This is a genomic window from Gordonia sp. SMJS1, from assembly GCF_029866425.1.
Taxonomy (GTDB): Bacteria; Actinomycetota; Actinomycetes; order Mycobacteriales; family Mycobacteriaceae; genus Gordonia; species Gordonia hongkongensis.
The window spans coordinates 4,112,563-4,124,325 of sequence record NZ_CP123381.1; the positions used below are offsets into that span (position 1 = coordinate 4,112,563).

Sequence of the window (11,763 nt, forward strand, 5' to 3'; positions counted from 1 at the left end):
TCGGCGGCAGACGGTTTCGGCGCCGGTCAGGCCTGGTAGCCGAGCCGTTTGGCGGCCAGTCCGTTGAGGATCTCGGTGGTGCCGCCACCGATTCCGATGATGCGCATGTCGCGGTATTGCCGTTCGACCTCGGTGCCGGTCATGTAACCGAGGCCGCCGTGCAGCTGAACGGCTTTGTTGGCCACCCACTCCCCCGCCTCGACCGCGGTGTTCTTGGCGAAGCACACCTCGGCGATGAGGTCGTCGGTGGAGCTGACCTTCCGTTCGACGAGGGCCCGCGTGTAGGTGCGGGCGATGTCGATGCGGCGTGCCATCTCGATCAGGGTGTCCTGCACCGACTGCCGGGCGATGATGGGTTTGCCGAAGGTCTCACGGTCGCGCGCCCACTGCAGGGTGAGGTCGAGGCAGCGTTGCGCACTGGCGTACGCCTGCACCGCCAGACCGGACCGTTCGGTGACGAAAGCGGTTGCTATCTGCGCGAATCCGGAGTTCTCCGGTCCGACCAGGTTGGTGACCGGCACCCGCGCATCGACGAAGGACAGTTCCGCGGTGTCGGAACTGCGCCACCCCATCTTGTCCAGTTTCCGGGTGACCTCGAAACCGGGTGTGCCCTTTTCGACGACGAGCAGTGAGACGCCCGCGGCTCCCGGCCCTCCGGTGCGGACGGCGACGACGACGAAGTCGGCGCGGACCGCGGAGGTGATGTAGGTCTTGGAACCGTTGACGACGTAGTGGTCCCCGTCGCGCTCGGCCTTCGTCGTCAGGTGGCCGACGTCGCTTCCGCCGCCGGGTTCGGTGATCGCCAGACTTCCGATCTTCTCGCCCGCGAGCGTGGGCCGCACCCACCGGTCGATCTGGTCGGGGTCGCCGGCGGCGATCAGGTGCGGCAGGGCGATGCCGTGGGTGAACAGCGACGCGAAGACGCCACCGGCCGCGCCGGCGTAGTGGAGTTCCTCGCCGAGGATCGTGCTGTCGATCAGATCACCGCCGGAGCCACCCACTTCCTCGGGGACCCCGAGCCCGAACAGACCCAGTTTGGCCGCCTCGATGTGCAGTTCACGGGGGATGGCACCCTCGCGCTCCCAGTCGTCCTGGAACGGGAGGATGTGTTTGTCGACGAATCGGCGCACGGTGGAACGCAGTTCGAGGCGTTCGGGTGTCTCCCAGATCGGACTGGCGATGGGCATCGTGTTCTCCTGTCGGACTGCGTGCGACTGCGTGCTGCTGCGATCGGACGATTCGGCGGCGTCTGGGGGTCGGTGGACGTCAGCGGCGGACGGTGACGACGACGGGCGTCTCAGCTCGCCCGCGGTTCGCGACCAGGCCCGGGCGGACCTGCGAAACACTGTGCGATCCCCGACCATTCGACCGCGTCGGGTCCGATGAGGTCGAGGTCGAGGTCGGTGAGTGCGCGGCGCTGGGTCACCAGGAAGCAGAAGTCGAGTGCCGGCCCGCGCACGCTGTTCGACGCGTCGTCCGGGCCCCAGGTCCAGATCTCGCCCGACGGCGCGGTGAGCGCGTAGTGGAACGGCTCGGCCGGCGGCGTACGGCCGTTGACGATGTAGGCGAAGTCGCGTGTGCGGACACCGATGTGGGCGACGCTGCGGATCCGATCGGTCGGCACGACGGGAACACCGAGGGCGTCGGCGACATCGAGGCCGTGTGCCCATGTCTCCATCAGGCGCGCGGTCGCCATCGACGCCGCGGACATCGGTGGCCCGAACCACGGGATCTTGACGCCGGCCGGTACCTCGCGCAGCGCGTCGGCGAGACGGTCGCGCGCCGCCCGCCACCCGGCCAGGATCTCGTCGGCCGGCGCGGCGGCCCCCGCTTCGGCGGCGTCGTCGACATAGGTCGCCGCACCGCTCGCCGCCTCGGAGAGCAAGGCGCCGAACCGGTCCGGGTCGGTGGCCGCGATCGCCGCCACCTCGTCGGTCCACGCCAGATGCGCGATCTGGTGCGCGATCGTCCACCCCGGCGCCGGCGTCGGGGTGGCCCAGCCCGCATCGTCGAGACCCGCGACGAGCGTGTCGAGCTGCGCGGATTCGGCTTCGAGGTCGGCGACGACGCCGATCACGGCTGCTTGTCCCTCAGGCATGCGATCACCCTCACACACGGCATCAGAAGAATCAAGCGCGCTTGATTGTTTTTGATAAGCAATACCGCCGTTTGAGCCGGCCGAGCCCCACCGCTGGTTTCAGTGTCAGGGTTGTCTAGCCACTTCGGTGGTGGTTGGGTTCTGACCATCAGGCATCTGGCTCTACCGCTGGTTACCGCCCCTGGCTGTATTGGGCTGGTGTTGGCTCATTGTGCCGATGCCTGGTGTGTCAGGACCGGCCGGCGTGACTTGATAGGAGCGTGGCATCGCCCCGACTGAGATGTGTCCGCCGACCGGCCCGACTGTCGCCACTCCACTCTGACAGGAAGGCATCTCCCATGATCGTTATCGGTGCCGATGTGCACAAGCGCACACACACCTTCGTCGCGGTCGACGCCGTCGGTAAACAACTCGGATCCACGGTGGTGCCGGCCACGACGGCCGGTCACCGCACAGCCATGCAGTGGGCTCACGCTCGTTTCGGTACCGAGGTGTTGTGGGCCATCGAGGACTGCCGCAACATGTCGGCCCGGCTCGAACGCGACCTGCTGGGCGCGGATCAGAAGGTGGTGCGGGTAGCGCCGCACTTGATGGCCGAACATCGGCGTACCGGACGTGAACGCGGCAAGTCCGATCCGATCGACGCGTTGGCTGTGGCTCGGGCCGCTGCACGCGAACCCGACCTTCCGGTGGCGTCTCACGATGCCGTGTCCTACGAGATGAAAGCCCTCGTGGACTATCGGGATTGCCTTGTGCGCGAACGAACCTCGAAGATCAACCGGGTGTTGTGGCGGGTGCATCAACTCGATCCCGAGTACCACATCAAAAAGGGTGGGTTGACGGCGAAGAAGCATCAGAAAGCGCTGCAAACCTGGCTGGAGCCTCACAGCAGTGTCGATGCCCGCCTGGCAGGCAAGGAAGTCGCCGCCATCTACGACCTGACCGTGGAGATCAATGAGGTCGAAAAGGAGATCACCAAGAAGGTTTCCGACGCGGTGCCCACCCTGTTGGCGATGCCCGGCTGTGGCGCGCTCAGCGCCGCGAAACTCCTCGGCGAATCCGCCGACATCACCCGCTTCCCCGGGGAGGCCCAGTTCGCCCGCCACGCGGGAATCGCCCCAGTGCCGGTGTGGTCGGCCAACCCCGGACGCCATCGACTCACCCGGTCGGGCAACCGCCAGATCAATGCCGCGATCCACCGCATCGCGCTGACCCAGGCACGCATGCCCGACACCCTCGGCCACGCCTATTACGAGAAGAAGAAGGCCGAAAACAAGACCCCTCGCGAGGCGATGCGCTGCCTCAAACGCCGCCTCACCCGCGTCGTCTACAACCACCTCACCACCGACCACCACGCCCGCACCCGCAAAGCCGACAACCCAACACCCGCCGCCGCTTGACATAGGAGCTATGAGCCGGCACCGAGCGCAGCCGCCGGGCCGACCAAGCGACGAAGGAGCGCGTCGAGTCGAAGCCACTCGACAACCCGCGCCCCCACCGCTGGTTTCAGTGTCAGGGTTGTCTAGCCACTTCGGTGGTGGTTGGGTTCTGACCATCAGGCATCTGGCTCTACCGCTGGTTACCGCCCCTGGCTGTATTGGGCTGGTGTTGGCTCATTGTGCCGATGCCTGGTGTGTCAGGACCGGCCGGCGTGACTTGATAGGAGCGTGGCATCGCCCCGACTGAGATGTGTCCGCCGACCGGCCCGACTGTCGCCACTCCACTCTGACAGGAAGGCATCTCCCATGATCGTTATCGGTGCCGATGTGCACAAGCGCACACACACCTTCGTCGCGGTCGACGCCGTCGGTAAACAACTCGGATCCACGGTGGTGCCGGCCACGACGGCCGGTCACCGCACAGCCATGCAGTGGGCTCACGCTCGTTTCGGTACCGAGGTGTTGTGGGCCATCGAGGACTGCCGCAACATGTCGGCCCGGCTCGAACGCGACCTGCTGGGCGCGGATCAGAAGGTGGTGCGGGTAGCGCCGCACTTGATGGCCGAACATCGGCGTACCGGACGTGAACGCGGCAAGTCCGATCCGATCGACGCGTTGGCTGTGGCTCGGGCCGCTGCACGCGAACCCGACCTTCCGGTGGCGTCTCACGATGCCGTGTCCTACGAGATGAAAGCCCTCGTGGACTATCGGGATTGCCTTGTGCGCGAACGAACCTCGAAGATCAACCGGGTGTTGTGGCGGGTGCATCAACTCGATCCCGAGTACCACATCAAAAAGGGTGGGTTGACGGCGAAGAAGCATCAGAAAGCGCTGCAAACCTGGCTGGAGCCTCACAGCAGTGTCGATGCCCGCCTGGCAGGCAAGGAAGTCGCCGCCATCTACGACCTGACCGTGGAGATCAATGAGGTCGAAAAGGAGATCACCAAGAAGGTTTCCGACGCGGTGCCCACCCTGTTGGCGATGCCCGGCTGTGGCGCGCTCAGCGCCGCGAAACTCCTCGGCGAATCCGCCGACATCACCCGCTTCCCCGGGGAGGCCCAGTTCGCCCGCCACGCGGGAATCGCCCCAGTGCCGGTGTGGTCGGCCAACCCCGGACGCCATCGACTCACCCGGTCGGGCAACCGCCAGATCAATGCCGCGATCCACCGCATCGCGCTGACCCAGGCACGCATGCCCGACACCCTCGGCCACGCCTATTACGAGAAGAAGAAGGCCGAAAACAAGACCCCTCGCGAGGCGATGCGCTGCCTCAAACGCCGCCTCACCCGCGTCGTCTACAACCACCTCACCACCGACCACCACGCCCGCACCCGCAAAGCCGACAACCCAACACCCGCCGCCGCTTGACATAGGAGCTATGAGCCGGCACCGAGCGGAGCCGCCGGGCCGAGCAAGCGACGAAGGAGCGCGTCGAGGTCGAGGCGCCGAGTCGAAGCCACTCGGCGACCCGAGCACACGAGGTGACCTCGACGGACGCAGCGACCTCCCTACGCTCGGTCGACGCAGCTCGGCCGGCTGACGGTCCAGCTGCGGTCAGCGGTAGTGGATGTCGACCGTGGCTCGGCTCAGCAGGACGTCATCGTAGGAGGTCATCGTCGCCTCGAAGGACGAGATGCGGCGGCCGAGTTTGATCGGCGTCACCTCGACCACCACTTCACTGCCGTCGACAGCAGGTGAACGGTAGAAACCGATCGCCATGTCCCCGATCGAGTACTCCTGCCCGGCCCCGGCATGCAGATGCCCGGCGAACGATGCCGCCTGGCCGGCGATGGTGGCGATGACGCCGCCGTGCATGGTGCCGAACATGTTGCCCATCCACGGTTCGGTGGCGCTGCGAAAGCGGATGCCGGACTCGCGGTCGGTGGTGCCGTCGATCACCTCGACGCGGCCGTTGAGCATGTCGGTGAGCGGGCCGGGTTCCCGCATCTTCGACGCGATCTCCTCGACCACGGCCCGCCCGGACAGCGCGGCGGGTATGGGCTCGGGCAGGACGGACCCGTCATCGTCGCTGCATCGCGGTGTCGCGACACCGATCTCGGCGGACGGGGTGGCGCCGGTCGGGGCACGCCGACCCGGACGTTGCGCGCGGTCCCGACGCAGCACAGGTCCCCGGTACCGGTGCGGATCTCGACCGACGTCGAGCCCCAGGCGTCGTCGTGCATGACCACCTCGGCCCGTGCGGCGACCAGGTCGCCCACTTCTGCGCGGCCGTGCGTGGACATCGTCAGGCGTGCCTGGAGGGTCGCCGCGGCGGGGTCGTCGTGGATGCGATGGAACGGGATACCACCGCAGTGATCGAACAGCACGGCGAGCGCCGGCAGCTCGATCACGCCCCGATGGTCGGCGAACCGCGGGCACAGCCGCTGCGAGGCCCGCACCCCCGACTCCGACACCGAGATGTCGCCGAGGTGGAACGCGGACAGGGGATCGTGCGGCTGGCTCATGAAATCTCTTGTATCAGCGATGTACCGCCGATCTCACAGTGGAGAGTCCAATCTCACTCCCGTAGTCTGGGTGCGTACGTGTCCAGAGTGACGGGAGAGACAGATGCGACGCACAACTGTGGCGACGATCGGGGCGATTGCGGCAGTGGGAGCGTTCGGCGTAGGAGCAGGCACCGCCTCCGCCGCACCCGCGGAACGACCCCTCAGCGTGAAGCAGGTCCCCAACGCCGGCGTCACCGTCGGCGCCAGCGGCATCACGGGCGGTTTCGTGGCGGGCATCCTCGCCTCGGCCACCGAACCCGGGGTCACGCTGATCACGCTCAACACGACGCCCACCGAGTCCTGCGCCACCAACCTGAAGGATGCGCGCGTCGGGATCACCTGGAAGAACACCTCGACCGGGGCGTCCGGCGACGAGGTCTTCGCCGCATGTGCGGACGGACGTCCGTCCGACGGGGTCGCCGTTGCGACCGGAGCGGGATCGGTCGAGTTCACCACGACGATCCTCGGCCAGGGCGACCAGACCTTCACGGTCGTCCCGGGCAGCGGATCGTTCACGCGCTGACGCCGAGCCGACCACAATACACTCCGCTGAGCGGGAGGGCGCGAGCCACCCACCCTGCTCCCTGATCTGAAAGAAGCCCGTAACCCGTGCTCCCTGAGGTGTGAGGAGCGCAAGCGACGAGCCTCGAAGGGCCGGCGAGACACGTTGTTACACCCTTCGTGGCTCGCTTCGCTCGCACCTCAGGGAGCATGGAGATCAGACGCTCACGAGTGTTCTTTCAAAGGTCACGGCGACCCCCTCCGGTACCGCAGTAGACAATCTCGCAAATCTGTATACACGTGCGGTGAACACGTTCTAGATTTGCCGCATGGCCGAGACAGTCACCCAGCTCCTGCAGGCACGCGCCGACGACGACAACCTCGCGATCACCTACGAGGGTCGGCAATGGACGTGGCGCGAGTACATTCGCAACGCCGAACGCGCCGCGTCGGCGATTCTCGGCATCGCCGACACCGAGCGTCCGCTACATGTGGGCGTGCTGCTCGGAAACACGCCGGACATGCTGATCGCCCTGGCCGCCGGCGCGCTGGGCGGTTACGTGACGGCGGGGATCAACAACACTCGCCGCGGTGAGGGTCTGGCGGCCGACATCGTGCGCGCGGACTGTCAGATCCTGCTCACCGACGCCGAGCACCGCCCTCTCCTCGATGGCTTGGAGCTACCCGGCGTGACGGTGCTGGACACCTCTACTCCGCAGTGGGCCGAGATGCTCTCCGGCGCCGCGGAGTTGACCCCGCATTCGGTACCCGGGGCGATGGACACGTTCATGCTGATCTTCACCTCGGGGACCAGTGGAAACCCCAAGCCGGTCCAGTTCGCGCACATGATGATGCCGTTCGCGGGTCCGGTGCTCGCCGACAAATACGACATCGGCCCCGGCGACGTCTGCTACCTGTCGATGCCCCTGTTCCACAGTGCCGCGCTCATGGGGGGTTACTGCGTCGCACTGTGCGGCGGTGCCGCGATCGCGCCCGCCAAGTTCTCCGCCTCGACCTTCCTGGCCGACATCCGCCGCTACAACGCGACGTACATGAACTACGTGGGCAAACCGCTCGCCTACATCCTGGCCACCGAGGAGAGGCCCGACGACGCCGACAATCCGCTCCGGGTGGCGTTCGGCAACGAGGCCACCGACCGCGACATCGACGATTTCTCGCGCCGGTTCGGTTGCACCGTCTGGGACGGCTTCGGTTCCACCGAGCTGGCGATCATCATCACCCGTGAGCCCGGCACGCCGCACGGTTCGATCGGCAAGGGTTTCCCGAACGTCGCCGTGTACAACTCGTCGACGCTGACCGAATGCCCGCGTGCCGAATTCGACTCCAGCGGAGCGCTTATCAATGCCGACGACGCGATCGGCGAGCTGGTGAACATCGAGGGCGGCGGGATGTTCATGGGCTACTACAACGATTCCGACGCCACCAGCGAGCGTCTCCGCCACGGGATGTACTGGTCGGGCGACCTCGCGTACAAGGACGCCGACGACTGGATCTACCTCGCCGGCCGGACCGGCGACTGGATGCGCGTCGACGGCGAGAACCTCGCCGCCGGACCGATCGAACGGGTGCTGTTGCGCGTTCCCGAGATCAATCGCGTTGCCGTGTATGCCGTTCCGGACGACCACGTCGGCGATGCGGTGATGGTCGCCGTTGTCCTGCAGGACGGCGTCGAGCTGACCCCGGAGTCCTTCGCCGAACAGCTTGCCGCACAGGCCGACCTGTCGCCGAAGGCGTGGCCGACGTATGTCCGGATCGAGGACGACCTGCCCACGACCGCAACGAACAAGATCCTCAAACGCACCCTGAAATCCGAGGGCGCCGTCCCCGGCACGGGCACACTCTGGGTGCGCGAGCCCCGGTCCCGCGTGTATCGACAAGCCGTCGCCGCACAGGCATGACCTCGACCGCGGCCACCACACCGACACCGGAATCCGTCCCGCAGCACACGCTTCCGGAGATCGGCTACTACGCACTCTCGCGCCATCCGGTCGATCCCGCCGAACTCGCCGACGAAGCGGGGCTCGCCGACCGCGCGGGCTTCGGTGCCGCCTTCGTCTCCGAGCGGTTCAACGTGAAGGACGCGGCCGTACTCGCGGGCGGTCTCGCGGCGGCGAGCCGCCGGATGGGCGTCGCCACGGCCGCCACCAACCACAACACCCGTCACCCCATCATCACCGCGTCCATGGCCGCCACGTTGTCGACCATGACGGGTGGTCGCTTCGCGCTCGGCCTCGGTCGTGGATTCGCCGCACAGTGGCAGGTTCTCGGGGTTCCCGATGTCACGAGCGCCCAACTCACCGACGCCGCCTCGGTGTTGCGCACCCTTTGGCGCGGCGAGATGATCCTGGGCCACGACGGCCCGCTCGGCACCTACGACTACCTCAACCTCGGTGTCGCGGTTCCACCGGTCCCCATCCTGCTCGTGACGATGTCGCCCAACACCTTACGTCTTGCCGGGCGCATCGCCGACGGTGTCGTCCTGCATACGTTCTTCTCCGACGAGGCCACCATCGCCGCGGTCGAGACCGTCCGGGCGGCGGCCGCCGAGGCCGGTCGGGACCCCGCTTCGGTGCGCATCTGGTCGGTACTGGCCACCGTGCCCGACCATCTCGATGAAGACGACCGGTTGCGACGTCTGTACGGCCGGCTCGCGACCTATCTCCAGGGGTATCCGGATGTCCTGATGCGTGCCAACGGATGGCGTGGGGATGATCTCGAACGAATCAGAGACAGTCCGGCGTTCGCCGGCGCCCGCGGACCCATCGACGCCACCGCCACGGCCGACGAACTGGGCCGGCTCGCCGAGGTCATCCCGGCGTCGTGGGTCGCCGACAGCGCGGTAGGCAGTGCCGAACAGTGCGCGGCCGCCGTGGCGCGCCAGTTCGACCTGGGAGTCGACTCGGTCATCATGCACGGCGCCGCGCCGTCGGAACTGTTGTCGGTGCTGACGGCGTACCGGTCGATACGACCCGCCTTGCCGGCTCTGCCAGTGAACCCGGGTTCGGTTGCGGGACCACCGGTTCAGTGACCGTCAGTCGGGCACGCCGGGTGGCACCGAGTTCAGCAACGCGCCCGCCTCGACCCGGAGCTGTTGACCGGTCACGTACCGGGCTGCATCGGACACCAGGTAGGGAACCGCCTCGGTGACATCCTCCGGCGCGAGCAGGTCCACCGGCATCGCGTGCAACGACGCGAAGACGTCCTTGACGTCGTCGTAGACCGGCTTCTCGAGGTCGGGCCGGAACAGCCGGTAGATCTCGTCGTGATGCACCATCGCGGTGTCGACGTTGCCGGGATGAATCGCGTTGACGCGGATGCCTTTCGGCGCCAGGTGCCGGGCGAGGTCGTTGACGAGTCGCGCCACCGCTCGTTTCGAATGGCCGTAACCGCCTGCACCCGGGCCGGCCTGCGCGGACTCGAACGACGGCATGAACGCGGCCATCGAACCGATGCAGACGATCGACGCGCCCGCTTCGAGGTGCGGCAGGGACAACTCGAGGGTGTTGATCACCCCACCGAGATTCACCGACACCGTGTTCAGCCAGGTGACCGAGGGACTCTCGGGCCCGAGCGGGCTGATACCGGCGTTGGCCACGACGATGTCGAGTCTGCCGAACTGCGCCACCGCGTCGTCGATCGCGGCCTGCAGGGCGTCCCGGCTGCGGACGTCGGCGATCTTCGCGATCACCCGACTGTCCGTCGCGTCGACCATCTTCGCGGTCTGCTACAGGTCGTCCGGCGTGCTCATGGCGTAATTGACCGTCGTGATCTGATCGCAGATGTCGATGGCGATGATGTCGGCGCCCTGCTCGGCCATCCGCACGGCGTGGCTGCGCCCCTGACCCCGTGCCGCGCCCGTCACGAGGGCGACCTTCCCGTCGAGTCTGGTACTCACTCGCACTCTCCTCGTCCCGGCGACCACGAGTCCGGCCGCCGCGTCTCCGCGCAGCCTAGCCGACGGCCATCCTTCGTGTGGCGGAATGGATTTGCTGTTCGCAAGGTCGCCCGGCGTGGCCGGCCTGCACAGCTGCACACCGCCGCGCCGGTTCCCTGGACACCAGTCCAATTCCTCGGTAGTGTCCGATCAGCGGCCTGGGTGAGCCCGGTCACATCGGCCCGGCCCACGCAGCTCGATCGAAAGGGCGTGCCCGTGCCGGACACCGTTAGAATCCCGACTTGCATAGACGAACTCACCCCGACGTGGTTGACCGCGTTCCTCGCTTCCCACGGTCACGACGTCAGCATCGAGTCGGTGGGTGCCGAACCGGTGGGAACCGGTCAGATGGCCGGTTCCTATCGCCTCCACCTCGGGCACGACAGCCCAGCGACATTGCCCGACACCATGATCGCGAAGCTCGCGACCGGGTCACCGGACCAGCGCGAGTTCGGATCGGGGGTGTTCCGCAACGAGGTGCGCTTCTATCGCGACCTCGCCGCGTCGTTCACGGTGCCGATGCCCGACTGCTTCGCCGCGACCATCTCCGATCGCGGCACCGAGTTCGTACTCTTGCTGGAGGACATGGGCGCAGCCGTGCAGGGCGATCAGATCGCCGGCTGCACACCCGCGCAGGCCGAGGCGGTAGCCGTGGCGACTGCTGGTCTCCACGCTCCCCGGTGGAACGATCCGACCCTGCTGGCCGAGATGCCGTTGCCCACCGACGCCGACCGGGAGGTGATGGAGTCGATCCTCGCTCCGATGGCGGAGGTCTACCGCGAACGCTTTTCCCCTATCGGTCCGTCATCGGCAGCGGTCGACTGGCTCGTCCGTGAAGCCGGCCAGTGGCTGGTCGCCCCGCTGGACAATGCCACCCTGATCCATGGCGACCTCCGGGTCGACAACGTCCTGTTCGGCCCGTCCGGTGAGGTCACGGTGATCGACTGGCAGACGATCACCACCGGTAACCCGCTGCGCGACATCGCCTTCCTGCTGAGTACCAGTCTGACCACCGACGACCGGCGCCGGCACGAGCGCGGCATCGTCGCCTCGTATCATCGGGCGTTGGTCACCGCCGGCGTCGGCGACTACACGCTCGACGACTGCTGGGACGACTACGTCGGCAACCTCATCCAGGCGCCGCTGATCATCGTGTTCGGCTCCGCTGCTGCACAACCCACCGAGCGTGGCAACGCGATGTTCGATGCGATGCTGTCCCGCAGCGCAGCCGCGATCGACGATCTCGCACCCGGAGGGCTGTGA

General features: G+C 67.1%; 8 protein-coding genes and 2 pseudogenes. 6 read left to right on the forward strand and 4 right to left on the reverse strand.

The window, feature by feature from the left end:
• Positions 1-26: 26 nt before the first annotated feature.
• Complete coding sequence (locus tag QAD21_RS18660) at positions 27-1,187, reverse strand: acyl-CoA dehydrogenase family protein (protein WP_205333706.1); 1,161 nt, start codon at positions 1,185-1,187, stop codon at positions 27-29.
• Positions 1,188-1,297: 110 nt separating this feature from the next.
• Positions 1,298-2,098, reverse strand: coding sequence for a TIGR03084 family metal-binding protein (locus QAD21_RS18665; protein ID WP_205333705.1), 801 nt, complete (start codon positions 2,096-2,098; stop codon positions 1,298-1,300).
• A 338-nt stretch (positions 2,099-2,436) separates the two neighbouring features.
• Here QAD21_RS18665 and QAD21_RS18670 point away from each other — a divergent pair, with 338 nt between their 5' ends.
• Both QAD21_RS18670 and QAD21_RS18675 read left to right on the forward strand, forming a co-directional pair.
• Complete coding sequence (locus QAD21_RS18670; RefSeq protein WP_159370021.1) at positions 2,437-3,498, forward strand: IS110 family transposase; 1,062 nt, start codon at positions 2,437-2,439, stop codon at positions 3,496-3,498.
• A gap of 345 nt (positions 3,499-3,843) precedes the next feature.
• Complete coding sequence (locus QAD21_RS18675) at positions 3,844-4,905, forward strand: IS110 family transposase (protein ID WP_159370021.1); 1,062 nt, start codon at positions 3,844-3,846, stop codon at positions 4,903-4,905.
• Between the two features lie 186 nt (positions 4,906-5,091).
• Here the strand turns inward: QAD21_RS18675 and QAD21_RS25395 are convergent.
• A pseudogene (locus tag QAD21_RS25395) lies at positions 5,092-6,002 on the reverse strand (hotdog domain-containing protein).
• 103 nt (positions 6,003-6,105) lie between these two features.
• Between QAD21_RS25395 and QAD21_RS18690 the strand changes: the two are divergent.
• The 3 genes from QAD21_RS18690 to QAD21_RS18700 all read left to right on the forward strand — a co-directional run bounded on the left by QAD21_RS18690 (position 6,106) and on the right by QAD21_RS18700 (position 9,594).
• Positions 6,106-6,567, forward strand: coding sequence for a hypothetical protein (locus QAD21_RS18690; RefSeq protein WP_205334412.1), 462 nt, complete (start codon positions 6,106-6,108; stop codon positions 6,565-6,567).
• 307 nt (positions 6,568-6,874) lie between these two features.
• Entirely contained in the window at positions 6,875-8,464 is a 1,590-nt protein-coding gene (fadD1, locus tag QAD21_RS18695; protein WP_280359972.1) for a fatty-acid--CoA ligase FadD1, read from the forward strand.
• Complete coding sequence (locus QAD21_RS18700) at positions 8,461-9,594, forward strand: TIGR03857 family LLM class F420-dependent oxidoreductase (RefSeq protein ID WP_280359973.1); 1,134 nt, start codon at positions 8,461-8,463, stop codon at positions 9,592-9,594. The genes fadD1 and QAD21_RS18700 overlap by 4 nt, the downstream gene beginning before the upstream one ends.
• Before the next feature lie 3 nt (positions 9,595-9,597).
• On the opposite strand, the pseudogene QAD21_RS18705 reads toward QAD21_RS18700, so the two are convergent.
• Positions 9,598-10,461, reverse strand: a pseudogene (locus tag QAD21_RS18705) (mycofactocin-coupled SDR family oxidoreductase).
• A 255-nt stretch (positions 10,462-10,716) separates the two neighbouring features.
• On the opposite strand from QAD21_RS18705, the gene QAD21_RS18710 reads away from it, so the two are divergent.
• Positions 10,717-11,763 carry a phosphotransferase gene (locus QAD21_RS18710; RefSeq protein WP_078113135.1) on the forward strand — a complete coding sequence of 349 codons (1,047 nt, stop codon included), beginning with the start codon at positions 10,717-10,719 and terminating at the stop codon, positions 11,761-11,763.